Origin of the sequence: Burkholderia sp. NLJ2 (assembly GCF_049487195.1) — a bacterium.
Taxonomy (GTDB): Bacteria; Pseudomonadota; Gammaproteobacteria; order Burkholderiales; family Burkholderiaceae; genus Burkholderia; species Burkholderia pyrrocinia.
The window spans coordinates 2,908,089-2,924,702 of sequence record NZ_CP137810.1 but is presented as its reverse complement, the minus strand read 5'-3'; the positions used below and the strand labels follow the sequence as shown (position 1 = coordinate 2,924,702).

The window sequence follows — 16,614 nt, the reverse complement described above, 5'->3', positions numbered from 1 at the left end:
TCCGATTTCAGGCCGTTTCTGCCTTACTGACTAGAGGGTTTCCATGATCATCAAACCGCGCGTGCGTGGCTTCATCTGCGTGACGACTCATCCGGTCGGCTGCGAAGCCAACGTCAAGGAACAGATCGACTACGTAACTTCGCACGGCCCGATCGCCAACGGCCCGAAGAAGGTGCTCGTGATCGGCGCGTCGACCGGCTACGGCCTCGCCGCCCGAATCTCGGCCGCATTCGGCTCGGGCGCGGACACGCTCGGCGTGTTCTTCGAGCGCGCCGGCAGCGAATCGAAGCCCGGCACGGCCGGCTGGTACAACAGCGCCGCGTTCGAGAAATTCGCCGCCGAAAAGGGGCGCTATGCGCGCAGCATCAACGGCGACGCATTCTCCGACAAGGTCAAGCAGGTCACGATCGACACCATCAAGCAGGATCTCGGCAAGGTCGATCTCGTCGTCTACAGCCTCGCGGCACCGCGCCGCACGCACCCGAAGACGGGCGAAACGATCAGCTCCACGCTCAAGCCGATCGGCAAGTCGGTCACGTTCCGCGGCCTCGACACCGACAAGGAAGTGATCCGCGAAGTCGCGCTCGAACCGGCCACGCAGGAAGAGATCGACGGCACCGTCGCCGTGATGGGCGGCGAGGACTGGCAGATGTGGATCGACGCGCTGGATGAAGCCGGCGTGCTGGCCGACGGCGCGAAAACGACCGCGTTCACGTATCTCGGCGAGCAGATCACGCACGACATCTACTGGAACGGCTCGATCGGCGAAGCGAAGAAGGATCTCGACAAGAAGGTGCTGTCGATCCGCGACAAGCTGGCTGCGCACGGCGGCGATGCACGCGTGTCGGTGCTGAAGGCCGTCGTCACGCAGGCCAGCTCGGCGATCCCGATGATGCCGCTGTACCTGTCGCTGCTGTTCAAGGTGATGAAGGAAACCGGCACGCACGAAGGCTGCATCGAGCAGGTGTACGGGCTCCTCAAGGACAGCCTGTACGGCGCGACGCCGCACGTCGACGAAGAAGGCCGCCTGCGCGCGGACTACAAGGAACTCGATCCGCAGGTGCAGGCGAAGGTCGCCGCGCAGTGGGACCACGTGACGAACGAGAACCTGTACGAGCTGACCGACTTCGCCGGCTACAAGACCGACTTCCTGCGACTGTTCGGCTTCGAGATCGCCGGCGTCGACTACGACGCGGACGTGAACCCGGACGTGAAGATCCCGGGCATCATCGACACCACGGCCTGACGGCACGGCCCGCCGCGCGCACAGCGCGGGCGGCGGGCCGAGCTTCCCGGCGGCGTCAACGCGGCGCCGGTTCTTCCAGATAGACGCCCGACGACAGCGTGGCCTTCACGTGGCGCGTGAATTCGTCGGTCGACACTTCCTCCGCACCCGCTTCGATCGCGTCGTAGGCCTGGCGCACGACGTCGTCCGGCGTGGCCTTCGGCACGTCGAGGCCGCGCGTCAGGTCGGTATCGATGAAACCGGCATGCAGCCCGACGACCTGCGTGCGCTGCTCGCGCAGCGAATGACGCAGCCCGTTGGTCAGCGCCCACGCGGCCGATTTCGACACGCCGTAGCCCGCCAGGATCGGCCGGTTCACCCAGCTCGCGACGGACAGGATGTTCAGGATCGCGCCGCCGCCATGGCCGGCGAGGGTTCCGGCAAACGCCCGCGACATCGCCAGCATCCCGAACACGTTGGTTTCGAAGTGATCGCGCAGTGCGTCGGGCGCGCCGTCGTCCGTCAGGCTGCCGAGCCGCGCGATGCCTGCGTTGTTGATCAGCAGCGTGACGTCGCGCGCCGCGTCGGCCGCCGCGGCGACGGCCGCCGGATCGGTCACGTCGAGCTTGACGGGCACGACGCCCGGCAGCGCCACGGTGGCCGGATCGCGCGCCGCCGCATAGACCTTCCGCGCCCCTCTTGCGAGCGCCTGCTTCGCGAACTCGAGCCCGAGCCCGCGGTTTGCGCCCGTCACGAAAACGACTGCACCTTCGATCTTCATGATCGTTCCTTTCGCATGATGAATCGCCTGCGCGCCGGCTCGTCGCGCGCGTGAGATCCGGTGGAAAACGAGGCTGCCATTGCGTACCGAATTGCTGCGCCGCCGGGGGCAGACGGTGAGCCGTCCGCTGCCCGTCATCCGGCGGCGCCAAAGACCTCGACCGATTTCCATCCGTGTTCCGGCCGTGGCTTCGCACTGCCCGCCAAGTCGGCTACACTCGATATCAATGTCGATCACCATTGTCTTTGCGGTGCATTGTGTTCGCGCCGCCTAGGCATGTCAATTGTGATCGCCATTGTGTTTCTCAATCGACGCGATCAGCAGAATCAGGGAGGGATCGATGGGCGTATCAAGACAGCAGGCTGCCGAGAACCGGAGCGCGATCGTCGCGGCTGCCGAGCGGCTGTTCCGCGTACGCGGCGTCGACGCCGTCGGGCTGACGGAGCTGATGAAGGAAGCCGGTTTCACGCAGGGCGGCTTCTACAACCACTTCAAGTCGAAAGATGCGCTGGTCGCCGAGGTGATGGAAAAGGCGATGCAGGACCGCGCGGATTCGCCGAATGCCGGCAGTCTCGCCGCGCAGGTGGCGTTGTATCTGTCGGCAGCGCATCGCGACAATGTCGAGGCCGGGTGCCCGCTGTCCGGCTTCGCGGGCGACGCGCCGCGACTGACCGACGCGGCGCGCGCGTGCTACGCGCACGGCCTGACAGCGTATCTCGACCGGCTGGAACGGATGGTGGCGACCGAAGGCGCGACGCCGGCGCAGACGCGCCGCGACGCGCTCGCAGTCTTCAGCCAGATGGTCGGCGCGCTCGTGCTGTCGCGTGCGATCGCCGGCACCGATCCCGCGCTGGCCGACGAGATCCTCGACGCGGGACGGGATACGCTCACCGACGGACGCGACGCTCCTGTTGCGCCGGCGTAACGAAGCGCGCAGCGGCGCGCCGCGCTTCCCGTGTTCCCGTGTTCCCGTGTTCCCGTGTTCCCGTGTTCCCGCGCTATTCGACCGCCCGCGCGGCATCCCACAGCGGCTGCCCGCCCAGCGCCGCATGCCACGCATCGAAACGCGTGCGCCACGATTCGAACGGCTCCGTCAGCGGATGGCGCGGATCTTCGCTGAGCGAATACGCCATCCCTTCGATCAGCCAGCGCGGCTTGGTCGCGACGGCCAGGTTGCCGAGCACTTCGGCCTGTCGGTGATGGATCAGCTCGTGCGCGAGAAAGTAGGTCTGCCAGCCGCGCGGCGCCACGGCCACGCCGAAATTGCCGAGCGTCAGCGCCGCGCGCTGGCCGAGGCCGAATGCGTCGGCGCACGCGCGCGTCGAACAGAACACGACGCGCGGCGCGGCGCGGAACCCGCCGACGGCCGCCGCCGCACGCGCATAGCCGTCGCGATAGAGCTGCTGCGCGTCGCCGAGCTTCGCGACATCGTCAGTGCAAATGTCGGCGCTCGGGCAGGACACGCCTGGGATCAGCGCGGGCGCGACGATGCGCAGCGGCTTGACGAGCGCGTACGCGGCAATCGGCAGTGCGACGAGCAGGCCCGCGAGGGCGAGAGCGACATGGGAGCGTTTCATCGAGGCGGCGGGTCCGTGGCGTTTTGTTGGCGTTCTTCCTGCGTGAATATATCGGACCGGCGACGCTTCCGGCCCTGCTTTTCTTTTCGGCCGGCCTCCGGCGCGGCCCGCCGCCCGCCGCCCGCCGCCCGGCTCTCGGCTCTCGGCTCTCGGCTCTCGGCTCTCGGCTCTCGGCTCCCGGCTCCCGGCTCCCGGCTCCCGGCTCCCGGCTCCCGGTTCCCGGCTCCCGGTTCCCGGCGAGACCGGGGACGTGTCCCGGCGCTCGCCGGCATCGCGATCGTCACGGCCGGCATGGCCGTCAGCCTCGCCAGTCGGTGGTGCGCGGGAGAACGCCCGGCCACCCGGCGCTCGAACCCCGCCGCGCACGGCTGAAGCGGGCGACGCGCGTCACCGGGCGTGCCCCGTGGGCGCGTCACCGGCGCCCGCCCCCCATCGGCTCCAGCGAATGCCGAGCCACAGGAGCACGGCGCTGCACGCGAACAGGATCGCCTCGACCAGCACGGTACCGACATGCCAGTACCGCGTCAGCAGCACGACGGCGAGGTCGATCACGAAATGGATCGCGATCGCATACGCGAGCCAGCGCTTCGTGCCGCGCACGAATGCCTGCAGCACGATCAGCGACAGCCCGACGTGCGCGGCCAGCGCGCTCGTGCGTTCGAGCAGCGCGAGAAACGGCGACGCGAGCGTCATGCCCGCGAACTGCGACCCGATCAGCGACTGCACGCCCTCAGGCACGACGACGCCCGCATGCGCGAGCAGGTAGCCCGTGCCGAGCGCGAGGAATCCGACACCGACCAGCAGCATCGCCTCCAACCCGCCGTGCCCGAGCCCGAGCATCACGGCCGTCTGCGCGTCGCGCCGCTTCGGCAGCAGATACCGGAACGCGACCCAGCGCCCGCATTCCTCGAACAGCCCGGCCGTCAACGCCGCGAACACCAGCATCGGCACATGCCAGCGCGGGTCGTGAGCGAGCCAGCGGTACAGCGGAACCTGCCACGACATGCGCAGCACCGGCTGGAACACGAAGAAGGTCAGCATGCCGTAGAAAAACACGCGCAACGGCACCTGCGTGCGGCGTCGCCACGCGACCGCGAGCAACGCAGGCGCGAGCCACGCGAGGACACCGGCCGCCAGCGTGACGAACAGGAGCGCGGGGGCGACGGGATGCATGGCGGATGCCGATGCGCGACGTGAATGCCCGCCGCTACGCGAGCTGCTTGTGGAAGAACGTCGTCGCGCAAAGCGCGCCGTCGGGCATCAGCGCAAAGTTCGGCACGACGCCGACGCGCTGCCAGCCGGCCCGCTCGTACAGCCGCTCGGCGTCGCCGCCCGTCACGGTGTCGAGCACGAGCACGGTCTTGCCGGCGTCGCGCGCGGCCGCGTCGGCCGCCGCCATCAGCCGCGCGGCGACACCCTGCCGGCGCGCGTGCCGCGACACCAGCATCTTCGCGATATCCGCGCGATGCGGCTGGTTCTCGGGCTGCCCGGTCACGACCTGCACGGTGCCGACGATCCGGCCGGCCGCGTCCTCGGCGACGAGCAGGATGCGCTCGCCGTTCTCCACGCCATCGGCCACGCGCGTCCAGAACGCGACGGCGGTCGGCCGCTCGATCGGCAACATGAAACTGACGGACGCGCCGCCCTCGACGCAATCGATCAGCACGTCGGCCAGCGCGTCGACACAGGCCCTCGCGTCGCGCGCGCCGACGCGGCGGACGGTAACAGGTTCGGTCATGCCATCTCCGGTAATCAGCCCGGCCGCACGCGTTCGTTCGTCATGCGCCCGGATTGGAAAGAACGCCAGCCGGTCGTCCACGCTTGCGCAACGGCGGCAGGTGTCCGGCAACGCGGCGCGGGTTGGCGCGTGTTACCGCCCCATCATCCTACGCGACGAAAATTCCCGCTGCATCGCCTATACTTAGCCGCATGGCTAACTTTCAACCCGGCATCAGCGACGTCTTCCACGCCCTCGCCGACCCGACGCGCTGCGCGATCGTCAGCGCGCTCGGCCAGGGCGAGCGGACCGTCTCCGCGCTGGCCGAGCCGTTCGACATGGCGCTGCCGTCGTTGATGAAGCATGTCGCCGTGCTCGAGCGCAGCGGCCTCGTCCAGACCCGCAAAACCGGCCGCTCGCGCACCTGCGTGCTGGTCGGCAGCCGGTTGACCGAGGCCGAGGCATGGCTCGCCGCGCAGCGCGCGCTGTGGGAAGCGCGATCCGATCGTCTCGTCGAATTCGTCGAACGCCGCCATCAGGAGGAGCACGATGTCAGCAAGCCACGTCGAACCCGCTGAAGCCCACGATCTCGTCATCACGCGCACGCTGCGCGCGCCGCGCCAAGCACTGTGGCGTGCGTGGACCGACCCCGAACTGCTCAAGGAATGGTGGTGCCCGAAGCCGTGGACCACCGAGGTGCGCGCGTTCGACCTGCGGCCGGGCGGCGCCTTCCATACGTTCATGCGCGGCCCCGATGGCGGCACGAGCGACAATCCCGGCTGCTTCGTCGAAATCGTGCCCGAAGCGCGCATCGCGTTCACGTCGATGCTCGCGGGCGGCTGGCGGCCGCAGGTGCCGTGGCTCGGCTTCACGGCGATCGTCACGATGGCAGACGACGCTGCGGGCAGCCGCTACGAGGCGCGCGTGATGCACCCCGATGCCGCGACGCGCGAGCGCCACGAGGCGCTCGGCTTCTTTGAGGGCTGGAACACCTGCATCACGCAACTCGACGCATTCGCGGCCACGCTGCGCTGAACGCGGGTGAGTGCGCGTGCGCGGTCATTGCATGCCGCCCCGCCCGCGCCTACGATTCCTGAAGGAAGCGTGACGACACGCCGGCATCCGGCGTGCACCGTCGCGCGCGCTCCGCGGGAGGCGACATGTTGCACACGCACACGCATTCGACCCGGGTCAGCCGGCACCTGAACGCCCCGCGCGGGCGCGTCTACCGCGCGCTGCTCGATCCGCATGCCGTCGAGCAATGGAAGGTGCCCGACGGCATGACGTGCCGCGTGCATGCGTACGATGCGCGCGAAGGCGGCGCGCTGCGCGTGTCGCTGAGTTACGACGCGCCGTCGGCCGACACCGGCAAGACCACCGCGCGCACCGATACCTACCACGGCCGCTTCGTCACGCTCGTGCCGGACCAGCAGGTCGTCGAGATCGACGTGTTCGAGACCGACGATCCGATGCTGCGCGGCGCCATGACGATCACGATCACGCTGTCCGACGAAGCGGACGGCACGCGCGTGGATGCCGTGCAAGACGGGATACCGCCCGGCGTGCCGGCCGCCGACAACGAGACCGGCTGGCGCATGGCGCTGGCGAAGCTCGCGGCGCTGGTCGAGGCAGGGTGAGCGCGGGCGTGCCGTGACGCGCCGTCAGCCCAGCCGGTAAGCGCGCGTGACCGTGCCGCGGAACAGCGCGTCGCGCTCGTCCGGGCTCGCATGCGCGGTCAGCCGCTTGAACGCATTCCAGCCGTTCACGAACGAATACGAGCCCTTGTCGACCGGGAAATTGCTCTCGAACATGCAGCGCTCGGCGCCGAACGCTTCGATACAGGTCAGCATCCACGGCTTCCACGCGTCGGCGAGCTGCCCGGAAGACGGCGGCCGCGCGCCCTTTTCGAAATCGAAACCGTTGATACGCATCCCGAGCCCGCCGACCTTCACGTACACGTTCGGCAGTTGCGCGAGCGTGCGCATCGATGCCGACCAGCGCTCGAACACCTCCGGCCGCTTGTCCGCATAGCTGGCGATCCGCACGACGCCGCCGCAGTGATTGACGATAATCCGCGTATCGGGATTCGCCTTCGCGAGCTCGAACAGCTCGGGCAGTTGCGGAAAGAACAGCCACGCGTCATACGACAGCCCGAGCGACGCGAGCTGCGCGACGCCGGCCCGGTACGCGGGATCGAGCAGCAGCCCGCGCGGCACCGCCGACAGCGGATTGGCGAGCGTCGGATCGGCATCCCACGTGGTCAGGTGCCGAACCCCGCGAAACCGCCCGCGCCCCGCTTCGAGATGCGCTTCCAGCACGTCGCGCACGCGCTCGCCGAGCCGCAGGTCCGCGTGGCCGACGATGCCTTTCGCGACGGCCGGACGGCCGTGCTGCAGCGGCTCGGTCACGCCGGCGACATAGGCCGTCTCGCCGGCCGGCTTCAGCTCGGCCGGGCCGGAATCGCGATAGCGCGTCTGCGCCTGCATGTAGACGGACGCCTGGATGTTGTGGCCCGAGCGCGCGTCCTGCAGATAGTCGTCGAGCAGGTAGATCCAGCCCGGCCGTTCATAGAAATGATGATGCGCGTCGACGATCGGCAGGTCGGGCTCGAGTGCGGGTTCGAGCGCCGACGCGAGCCAGTCGGGGCGGACCGCGAGATAGTTGCCTTGCGTCGTCATGCGGGAAGCTCCATCGTGGGCCGGCGCTTGCGTATCGGCGAACGCAGGCAGCGCGAGCGACGCGGCGGCCGCGCCGAGCAGCCGGCGTCGCTTGATCGAAATCGTCGTGTCCATGTCATTCGCTCCGGTCGAACGCATACAGCGACAGCGTGAGCAGCGTCGTGATCGCCAGGACGATCGCGAGGCCGAGCATGCCGGCCGTGAAGGTGCCGAAGCTGTCCTTCAGGTAGCCGACGAGATAGGGGCCCGCGAAGCCGCCGAGCGCGCCGATCGAGTTGATCAGCGCCAGCCCGCCGGCCGCGGCCTGGCCGGACAGGAATCGCGACGGCAGCGTGTAGAAGATCGTGCGGCCGGCGATCGTGCCGATCAGCGCGAGCGTGATGCCGACGAGCGCGGGCCCGAGCGTCAGGAAATGCGTCGACACGCCGAGCGCCACCGCGCCGATGAACAGCCCGATCGCCAGGTTCGCGACCGGGCCGCCGCGACGGTCCACCCGCTTCGCCCACCACAGCAGCGCGACCGTCGCGAAGAAATACGGTACCGCGGACAGCCAGCCCGTCTGCATCGTCGACATGCCGTGCGCCTTCAGCATCTGCGGCAGCCAGATGCCGATCCCGTACGAACCCATCGTGAAGCCGAACGAGATCAGCGCGAGCACGTACACGCGCACGTCGCGCAGCGCGACGCCGAAACGCTTCTTGCGGCCGGCGGCCGCGCCTTCGCGCTCGAACGCGCGCTGCAGCGCGGCGCGCTCGTCGTCCGACAGCCACGCGGCATCCGCCGGCGAATCGGACAGCAGCTTCAGCACGAAAAAGCCGAGCACGCACGCAGGCAGCCCTTCGACGATGAACATCCACTTCCAGCCCGCGAGCCCGAGCGCGCCGTCGAGCTGCAGCAGCCACGTCGACAGCGGGCCGCCGATCAGCGACGACAGCGGCGTCGACACGGTGAACCACGCGAGCACGCGCGTGCGGTAGCTCGCCGGAAACCACACGGCGAGGAAGAAGATCACGCCCGGAAAGAATCCGGCCTCGCCGATGCCCAGCAGCAGCCGGATCGCGTAGAAGCTCGTCGGCCCGGTCGCGAGCGCGGTCGCGGCCGCCATCAGCCCCCACGTGACCATGATGCGGGCGAGCCAGCGGCGCGCGCCGAAGCGGTACAGCGCGAGATTGCTCGGCACCTCGAACACGCAGTAGCCCGCGAACATGATCCCCGCGCCCCAGCCGAACTGCGTCGCGGTCAGCCCGAGATCGCGGTTCATCGTGAGCGCCGCGAACCCGACGCTCGTGCGGTCGAGGTAGTTGAAGAAGTAAGCCAGCGCGAGCAGCGGAATGAAGCGCCATGCGGCCTTGCGCACGGCCCGTTGCTCGACCGACGTGTCGGTCTCGCGATCGGCGGCCAGCGCCGGGGAAGCGGATGTCATGGTTGTCTCCGTGGATGCGGCGATCCGCGCCCGCGCGTGGCGCGGCCGGGTGCCTTTGTTCGTTCGATGGATCGCGGCCGCGCTATGCGCTCGCCACTTCGTTCGGCGAAGGCGCGCCGCCCGGCCCGTCGCCGTGCGCTGCACCGTCCGCGCCGTACTGTCCCGCGACGACGCCCGCTTCGATCAGCGCACGCGCGTCGTCCGGCGCATAACCGAGCTCGCCGAGCAACGCGTGCGTGTCCTGGCCGAGCGCGGGCGGCGCCGAGCGCAGCCGCAGCCGCTCGCCCGCGAGCGTCAGCGGCAGCAGCGCGGTGCGCGTGTCGACCGGCCGGCCTGCGCAGCTCGCGTCGGCCGGCAGCGTCACCGCTTCGAGGCCGCCGGTCGCCAGCAGATGCGGATCGTCGAACAGGTCCTGCGGCTGCGTGATCGGCGCATACGGCAGGCCGATCGCTTCGAAGATCGCGCCGATCTCCGCGGCCGAATGCGGCGCGAGCCGCGAACGCAACTCGGGCAGCAGCCACTCGCGCGCCTGCACGCGCTGGTTGTTGGTCGCGAGGCGCGGATCGTCCTTCAGCGCCGCAAAGCCGAACGCGTCGCAGAACAGCGCCCACTGCGTATCCGACACGACCGCGAGAAAGATCTGCTCGCCGTCCTTCACGGAGAACACGTCGTAGACGGCCCATGCGGAAATCCGGCTCGGCATCGGCGACGCGGCCTGCCCCGTCACCGCGAACTGCATCATGTGCTGCGCGACGAGGAATACGTTGTTCTCGAACAGCGAGCTCTGCACCTGCTGGCCGCGGCCGGTGCGCTCGCGCTGCGCGAGCGCGGCCATCGCGCCGATCGCGCCGAACATCCCGCCCATGATGTCGTTCACGCTCGCGCCCGCGCGCAGCGGCCGGCCCTCGGGGCCCGTCATGTAGGCCAGGCCGCCCATCATCTGCACGACCTCGTCGAGCGCGGTGCGATGCTCGTACGGCCCCGGGAGGAAGCCCTTGTGCGACACGTACACGAGGCGTGGATTCAGCGAGTACAGCGCGGGATAACCGAGGCCGAGCCGGTCCATCGTGCCGCTCTTGAAGTTCTCGCTGAAGACGTCCGCCGTCCCGACGAGCCGCAGCACGATTTCCAGCCCGCGCGGATCCTTCACGTCGACCGCGAGGCTCTTCTTGTTGCGGTTGAACATCCCGAAGAAGCCCGCGCCGGAGCCGCGCAGCGCACGCGTGCTGTCGCCCGCGATCGGTTCGATCTTGATGACTTCCGCGCCGAGATCCGCGAGCAGCATGCCGCAGGTCGGGCCCATCACCATGTGCGTCATCTCGATCACGCGCAGGCCGTCGTACGGCAGCGGCGCAGCTGGTTGACGATCGTTCATTGCGCGACTCCCGCCAGACATCCTTCCGGCTGAGCCGCCGCCGGAGCGCGGCCGTCCGCATAACGAAAGCCCTTCGGCAACCCGGCGTCCGGTACATGGCCATACAGCGCCTCGGACGGCAGCGCGTCGTGCAGGATCGCGCGCGCGGCGAGCAGCGCGTCGACGTCGACTCCCGTGTCGACCCCCATCGATTCGAGCAGGAACACGAGATCCTCGGTGACGATGTTGCCGGTCGCGCCCGGTGCATACGGGCACCCGCCGAGGCCGCCCTGGCTCGCATCGATCGTCGTCACGCCCGCGTCGAGCGCCGCGACGACGTTCGCAAGCCCCTGCCCGCGCGTGTTGTGGAAATGCGCACCGCCGGCCTTGTCGCCGACTTCGCGGCGCAGACGCGCGAACAGCCGGCGCACCTGCGCCGGGTTCGCATAGCCGCTCGTATCGGACAGACCGATCTCGTCGACGCCGCACTCGGCCATCGCGACGGCCATCGCGATCGTCTCGTCGTCGCTGACGGCGCCCGCGATCGTGCAGCCGAACGCGACCGACACGCCCGCCTCGATCTGTACCGACGGAAACCGCGCATCGCGCAGCGCGACGATCGCGCGCACCTCGTCGATCATCTGCGCGGGCGTCTTGCGGATGTTCGCCAGCGAATGCGCTTCCGTCACCGATACCGGCAGCGTCAGCTTGTGCACGCCCGCGTCGAATGCGCCCTCGGCGCCGCGCAGGTTCGGCGCGAGCGCGGCGACGTGCAGCCCGGGAATCGCCAGCGCGTGCGCGACGACTTCGCGCACATCGGCCATCTGCGGCAACAGTCTGGCCGGTACGAACGACCCCACCTCGATCTCGCGCAGGCCGGCCGCGGCCAGCGCGGCGATCCAGCGCAGCTTGCCGGCCGTCGGCATCACGGTCCTGATGCTCTGCAGGCCATCGCGCGGCCCGACCTCGCTGACCAGCACCTTCGGATATTCGGAAACGCTCATTCGACACCCCATCGTTCTATCTGAAAGAATATAGTTCTGTTAGATAGAACTCTAGACGCGCATCGAATGAGCTGTAAGCGGGGTATACCCGTGAAATTGCGACTTTCTGGAACTTGTGTTCTGCCAGACAGAACGATATAGTCGATCGACCATCATCCGAAGGAAGCAGGCAGTGCCTACGACTCAAGCAGATCACGCCGGCGACGGGCCCGATTCGTCGGCCGAGGAAGCCTCCAGCGGCGTCGCCGTGCTCGATCGCGCGTTCGCGATCCTCCGTGCATTCGGACCGACCGACGACCGGCTGTCGCTCGCCGAGCTGTCGCGCCGCACCGGGCTGTACAAGAGCACGATCCTGCGCCTGCTCGCCGCGCTCGAACATGGCGGCTTCATGCGCAAGCTCGACGACGGCCAGTACGCGGTCGGACACGAGCCGCTGCGGCTCGCCGCGCTGTACCAGCGCTCGTTCCGGGTCGGCCCGGTGGTCGAGCCGCTGCTCGAGACGCTGAGCCGCGAACTCGGGGAAACGGCATCGTTCTACGTGCGCCAGGGCGACATGCGCTCGGTGCTCTACCGCGTCGAGCCCACCCGCGCGGTGCGCGTGTCGATTCGTGTCGGCGAGGAGTTTCCGGTTCGCCAGGGCGCGTCCGGGAAGGTACTGCTGGCGTTCACCGACACGCAGGACCCACGCTGGAACGACCTGCGCGAACAACTGTGGGCCACGTCGTACGGCGAGCGCGACCCCGAGACGGCGTCGGCGTCCGCGCCCGTGTTCGATGCTGCCGGCGCATGCGTCGGCGCGCTGACGGTGTCGGGGCCGAAATCGCGGCTCGCCGCCGCGCCGACGATGGCGGCGGCACTCGCGATGCTGCTGCCGCTTGCGCAGAAGGCCACCGTCGCGCTCGGCGGCGCGGGCGCACGCTACGACACGGCCGCCGTGCGCGACAGTCTCGCGCGGCTCGCGTCGGCGTCGGTGCCAACGCCGGGCGACAGCGCGCAACCGTAGCCGGCGACGCGCGGCCGCTCCCGCCCGGATGCGGCGAATCTCGTTCGCCGCACCGCTCGTCCGCCGCGCAACAGCGCAAAACGCCACCGCGTGCGACACTCGCTGCACCCCGCATCGCGCGCCGCCTGGCCGGCGCGCGACGACACGACCGTCGATCGGCCCCGCACGAGGAGACATTCGCCATGACTGCCGCGCACACCGCGACCTGGTATTTCGATTTCGTTTCGCCGTTCGCCTACCTGCAGCAGGAGCAATTCGACCGCTTGCCGCCGGCTGTCGCGTTCGAGCCCAGCCCGATCGTGCTCGGCGCGCTGCTCGCGCACTGGGGCCAGAAAGCGCCCGCCGAAATCGCCGCGAAGCGCCTGTTCACCTATCGCCACGCGCAATACCGCGCGGACAAGCTCGGCATCCCGTTCCGGATGCCGCCGGCACACCCGTTCAACCCGATCAAGCCGCTGCGCCTCGCGATCGCGATGGGCAACTCGCCCGATGCGATCCGGCGCATCTTTCGGCACATCTGGCGCGACGGGAACGACGTCGGCTCGCCGGAAGGCTTCGCCGCGCTGTGCGAAGCCGTCGGCTTTCCGGAAGGCGTGACGGCCGTCGACGCGCAGCCGGTGAAGGACGCGCTGCGCGCGAACACCGATCGTGCGATCGCGCACGGCGTATTCGGCGTGCCGACCTTCGAACTCGACGGCGACCTGTTCTGGGGCGAAGACGCGACCGACATGTTCGTCGACTGCGCGACGTCGCGCGCGTGGCTCGACTCGCCCGAGGTGCGGCGCATCAGCGCGCTGCCCGAAGGCATCCGGCGCGGCTGAGCCTGCGGACCGCGGGCCGGATGCGCTTCGCGACGTCCGCCCGATTCCGCCGCGCGCCGGCCGATCCGCCGCCGCAATTGTCATCCACAAGACAACTTCCGCCCGCCGCGCCGCCTACACTCGCGGCATCACAACCCGGGAGGAGACGCCGATGCGCTACGCGAACAAGGTGATACCGGTCGACGACGCGCTGTCGCACGTGCACTCCGGTAGCCGCCTGATGCTCGGCGAATTCGTCGGCGCAGGCGAAGCCGCCGTCTGCATCGAAGCATTGCTGCGTCGCGACGTGAACGGATTGACGCTGATCGCCAACACGCCCGGCCTGCGCGGCGGCTTCCTCAAGGCGCGGCTGTTCGCGTCCGGCCAGCTCGCCGAATTCATCGGCACGCACGTCGGCACGACCGACGAGTCGACGCACGCGTACCTGACCGACGCGGTGCGCGTGACGGAGTTCTTCCCGATGGGCACCTGGACCGAGAAGGTGCGCGCCGGCGCGATGGGCCTGGGCGGCGTGCTCGTGCCGGTCGGCGTCGGCATCCTCGACCAGCCGGGCATGTTCCCCGCCCTCGATGCGCCCAAGCGGAAGATCGAGATCGACGGCCGCACGTGCTTCGTCGAGCCGCCGCTCACCGCGGACGTGTCGATCATCAAGGGCTGGCGCGCCGACACGTTCGGCAACGTCGAGTTTCGTGGCACGTCGCTGCAGAACCAGCGCGACATCGCGATGGCGGGCCGCTATACGATCGTCGAAGTCAACGAGATCGTCGAGGTCGGCGCGATTCCGCCCGAGCGGGTCGGTTGTCCCGGCGTGTTCGTCGATGCGGTCGTGCACGGGCTGACGCTCGACGAACAGCACGCGCTGTACCGCCGGCAATGGACGAAGCTCGGCCGGCTGCCGACCGCCGACGACGCAGCGCACGCCTGATCGACGCGCCCCCGCACACGCCTTGAAGGAGACCGCCATGCCCGCCCCCGCGCTGCCCACGCATCCGAAACAACGCATCGCCGCCCGCTGCGCGCAGGAATTGCGCGCGGGCGAAGTCGTCAACCTGGGGCTCGGCATCCCCACGCTGACCGCGAACTATCTCGACGCCGACGCCGGCGTGATCTTCCATACCGAGAACGGCGCGTTCGGCTTCGGCGGCCGGCCGTCGCTCGACGCACTCGACAGCGACGTCACCAACGCCGGCTGCGAACCGATCACGTTGCCGCCCGGCGCGGCGCTGATGGATCTCGCGACGTCGCTCGGCGCGATGCGCAACGGCTACATCGACGTCACGATCCTCGGCGCGCTGCAGGTCGACGCGCAGGGCAACCTCGCGAACTGGGCGTGCCGGCGCGACGGCAAATGGTGGCCCGGGATCGGCGGCGCGATGGACCTGTGCCACGGCACGCGCAAGGTGATCGCCGCGCTCCAGCACACCGACAAGCACGGCCGCCCGAAGATCCTGCCGCGCTGCACGCTGCCGCTCACCGGCAGCGGCTGCGTGAAGGTGATCGTCACCGAACATGCTGTGTTCGACGTGACGGACGACGGCCTGGTGCTGCGCGAAATCCTGTCGCATGCCACACTGGATGACATCCGCGCCATGACCGGCGCGCCGTTCACGCTGGCGCCGACGCGGCACGTGCAGGCCGCGCCGGCAACCCCGGAAGGACTCGCGCGATGAGCCCCGAGCAAACCGCCACGTGGTATTTCGATTTCGGTTCGCCGTTCGCGTATCTGCAGCTCGAGCAGTTCGACCGGCTGCCGCGGACGCTGAGCGTCGAGCCGCGCCCCGTCGTGCTCGGCGCGTTGCTGAAGCACTGCGGGCAAAAGGGCCCCACCGAGATCGCCGCCAAGCGCGGGTTCATCTATCGCTACGCGCACTACCGCGCCGGGCAGCTCGGCATCGCATACCGGATGCCGCCCGCGCATCCGTTCAATCCGATCAAGCCGCTGCGGCTCGCAATCGCGATGGGTGGCTCGCTCGATGCGATCCGGCGCATCTTCCGCCATATCTGGCGCGACGGGCATGACGTTGCGTCGCCGGAGGGCTTCGCCGCGTTGTGCGACGCCGTCGGCTTCCCCGAAGGCATGACCGCCGTCGATGCGCAGGAAGTGAAGGACGCACTGCGCGCGTATACCGACGACGCGATTGCGCGCGGCGTGTTCGGCGTGCCGACGTTCGGACTCGACGGCAACCTTTTCTGGGGCGAGGACGCGACCGCGATGTTCGTCGATTGCGTCGCGTCGCGCGCGTGGCTCGATTCGCCCGAAGTACGCCGCATCAGCGCGCTGCCCGAAGGCATCCGGCGTGACTGAGCCGTCCGTCCCCGGCACCGGCACCGCGCGCCCCGGCATCGGCCGCGCGCGGCTCGCGCATATCGCCGCGTGGTCGATCGAGCTGCCCGACGACGAGGCGGAGCGCGCCTGCGCGGGCATCGTCGAGAAGACGTTCGCGCGCGGCGCGTGCATCTGCCCGAAAAACACCGTGCTCGAAAGCTGGACCGGCGTCGTGACCGGCCTGATCAAGATCGGCACGGTGTCGCCGGAAGGGCGCAGCGTCACGTTCACCGGCGTGCCGGCCGGCGGCTGGTTCGGCGAGGGCACCGTGCTGAAGAACGAGCCTCGCCGCTACGACATCGTCGCGCTGCGCGACACGCGCATGGCCTTCATGGACCGGCCGACCTTCATGTGGCTCGTCGAGCACAGCGTCGCGTTCAACCGCTTCCTGGTCCGTCAGCTCAACGAACGGCTATCGCATTTCATGGCGCTGCTCGAATACGACCGGCTGCTCGATGCGACGCCGCGGCTCGCGCGCTGCCTCGCGTCGCTGTTCAATCCGGTGCTGTATCCGGGCGGCGGCGATCATCTCGACATCACGCAGGAAGAGCTCGGCCTGCTGTCCGGCATCACGCGGCAAGTCGCGAACCAGTCACTGAAGACGCTGCAGAAGGAAGGGCTCGTGCGGCTCGAATACGGCGGGATCACCGTCGTCGATCTCGCGCGCTTGCGTTGCTACGGCGCGTGATGCACGCCGAGCGCGCC

Annotated in this window: 19 protein-coding genes; 11 read left to right on the top strand and 8 right to left on the bottom strand. The window is 69.2% G+C overall.

Annotated features, from left to right (window positions below; all coding sequences use genetic code 11):
- The first annotated feature begins 43 nt into the window (after positions 1 to 43).
- The gene (fabV, locus tag R9B84_RS35640) at positions 44 to 1,246 is read left to right on the top strand and encodes an enoyl-ACP reductase FabV (RefSeq protein ID WP_423762040.1); all 1,203 of its coding nucleotides are present in this window, start codon (positions 44 to 46) and stop codon (positions 1,244 to 1,246) included.
- Positions 1,247 to 1,301: 55 nt separating this feature from the next.
- On the opposite strand, the gene R9B84_RS35635 is transcribed toward fabV, so the two are convergent.
- Positions 1,302 to 2,006, bottom strand: a complete 705-nt coding sequence (locus tag R9B84_RS35635; protein ID WP_423762039.1) for an SDR family oxidoreductase — start codon at positions 2,004 to 2,006, stop codon at positions 1,302 to 1,304.
- Between the two features lie 340 nt (positions 2,007 to 2,346).
- On the opposite strand from R9B84_RS35635, the gene R9B84_RS35630 reads away from it, so the two are divergent.
- Positions 2,347 to 2,931: a TetR/AcrR family transcriptional regulator gene (locus R9B84_RS35630; RefSeq protein WP_423762038.1), complete on the top strand. Its 585-nt coding sequence runs from the start codon at positions 2,347 to 2,349 to the stop codon at positions 2,929 to 2,931.
- A 73-nt stretch (positions 2,932 to 3,004) separates the two neighbouring features.
- Here the strand turns inward: R9B84_RS35630 and R9B84_RS35625 are convergent, their stop codons facing one another.
- The 3 genes from R9B84_RS35625 to R9B84_RS35615 form a co-directional block, all read right to left on the bottom strand.
- Complete coding sequence (locus R9B84_RS35625; protein WP_423762037.1) at positions 3,005 to 3,583, bottom strand: hypothetical protein; 579 nt, start codon at positions 3,581 to 3,583, stop codon at positions 3,005 to 3,007.
- Between the two features lie 387 nt (positions 3,584 to 3,970).
- Positions 3,971 to 4,756: a YhfC family intramembrane metalloprotease gene (locus tag R9B84_RS35620; RefSeq protein WP_423762036.1), complete on the bottom strand. Its 786-nt coding sequence runs from the start codon at positions 4,754 to 4,756 to the stop codon at positions 3,971 to 3,973.
- Between the two features lie 34 nt (positions 4,757 to 4,790).
- Positions 4,791 to 5,321, bottom strand: coding sequence for a GNAT family N-acetyltransferase (locus R9B84_RS35615; protein ID WP_423762035.1), 531 nt, complete (start codon positions 5,319 to 5,321; stop codon positions 4,791 to 4,793).
- A gap of 191 nt (positions 5,322 to 5,512) precedes the next feature.
- On the opposite strand from R9B84_RS35615, the gene R9B84_RS35610 reads away from it, so the two are divergent.
- The 3 genes from R9B84_RS35610 to R9B84_RS35600 all read left to right on the top strand — a co-directional run bounded on the left by R9B84_RS35610 (position 5,513) and on the right by R9B84_RS35600 (position 6,937).
- Complete coding sequence (locus R9B84_RS35610) at positions 5,513 to 5,878, top strand: ArsR/SmtB family transcription factor (RefSeq protein ID WP_423762034.1); 366 nt, start codon at positions 5,513 to 5,515, stop codon at positions 5,876 to 5,878.
- Entirely contained in the window at positions 5,850 to 6,335 is a 486-nt protein-coding gene (locus R9B84_RS35605; protein ID WP_423762033.1) for an SRPBCC family protein, read from the top strand. The genes R9B84_RS35610 and R9B84_RS35605 overlap by 29 nt, the downstream gene beginning before the upstream one ends.
- Positions 6,336 to 6,460: 125 nt before the next feature.
- A complete protein-coding gene (locus tag R9B84_RS35600; protein ID WP_423762032.1) occupies positions 6,461 to 6,937 on the top strand; it encodes an SRPBCC family protein in 477 nt (158 codons plus the stop codon).
- 24 nt (positions 6,938 to 6,961) lie between these two features.
- Here the strand turns inward: R9B84_RS35600 and R9B84_RS35595 are convergent, their stop codons facing one another.
- From R9B84_RS35595 to R9B84_RS35580, 4 genes are all read right to left on the bottom strand, one after another.
- Positions 6,962 to 8,092 (bottom strand): amidohydrolase family protein, encoded by a 1,131-nt coding sequence (locus R9B84_RS35595; RefSeq protein WP_423762031.1) that lies wholly within the window; start codon positions 8,090 to 8,092, stop codon positions 6,962 to 6,964.
- 1 nt (position 8,093) lies between these two features.
- Positions 8,094 to 9,401 carry an MFS transporter gene (locus R9B84_RS35590; RefSeq protein WP_423762030.1) on the bottom strand — a complete coding sequence of 436 codons (1,308 nt, stop codon included), beginning with the start codon at positions 9,399 to 9,401 and terminating at the stop codon, positions 8,094 to 8,096.
- 82 nt (positions 9,402 to 9,483) lie between these two features.
- Entirely contained in the window at positions 9,484 to 10,776 is a 1,293-nt protein-coding gene (locus R9B84_RS35585; protein WP_423762029.1) for a CaiB/BaiF CoA transferase family protein, read from the bottom strand.
- Entirely contained in the window at positions 10,773 to 11,759 is a 987-nt protein-coding gene (locus R9B84_RS35580; protein ID WP_423762028.1) for a hydroxymethylglutaryl-CoA lyase, read from the bottom strand. Before R9B84_RS35580 ends, R9B84_RS35585 begins: the two co-directional genes overlap by 4 nt.
- A gap of 172 nt (positions 11,760 to 11,931) precedes the next feature.
- Between R9B84_RS35580 and R9B84_RS35575 the strand changes: the two genes are divergently transcribed.
- From R9B84_RS35575 to R9B84_RS35550, 6 genes are all read left to right on the top strand, one after another.
- The gene (locus R9B84_RS35575) at positions 11,932 to 12,762 is read left to right on the top strand and encodes an IclR family transcriptional regulator (protein WP_423762027.1); all 831 of its coding nucleotides are present in this window, start codon (positions 11,932 to 11,934) and stop codon (positions 12,760 to 12,762) included.
- Between the two features lie 182 nt (positions 12,763 to 12,944).
- Positions 12,945 to 13,583: a 2-hydroxychromene-2-carboxylate isomerase gene (locus tag R9B84_RS35570; RefSeq protein WP_423762026.1), complete on the top strand. Its 639-nt coding sequence runs from the start codon at positions 12,945 to 12,947 to the stop codon at positions 13,581 to 13,583.
- A gap of 151 nt (positions 13,584 to 13,734) precedes the next feature.
- A complete protein-coding gene (locus R9B84_RS35565; protein WP_423762025.1) occupies positions 13,735 to 14,508 on the top strand; it encodes a CoA transferase subunit A in 774 nt (257 codons plus the stop codon).
- A gap of 37 nt (positions 14,509 to 14,545) precedes the next feature.
- Positions 14,546 to 15,253 carry a 3-oxoacid CoA-transferase subunit B gene (locus R9B84_RS35560; protein ID WP_423762024.1) on the top strand — a complete coding sequence of 236 codons (708 nt, stop codon included), beginning with the start codon at positions 14,546 to 14,548 and terminating at the stop codon, positions 15,251 to 15,253.
- Positions 15,250 to 15,888, top strand: a complete 639-nt coding sequence (locus R9B84_RS35555) for a 2-hydroxychromene-2-carboxylate isomerase (protein ID WP_423762023.1) — start codon at positions 15,250 to 15,252, stop codon at positions 15,886 to 15,888. The genes R9B84_RS35560 and R9B84_RS35555 overlap by 4 nt, the downstream gene beginning before the upstream one ends.
- Positions 15,881 to 16,597: a Crp/Fnr family transcriptional regulator gene (locus R9B84_RS35550; RefSeq protein WP_423762022.1), complete on the top strand. Its 717-nt coding sequence runs from the start codon at positions 15,881 to 15,883 to the stop codon at positions 16,595 to 16,597. The genes R9B84_RS35555 and R9B84_RS35550 overlap by 8 nt, the downstream gene beginning before the upstream one ends.
- Positions 16,598 to 16,614: the final 17 nt, after the last annotated feature.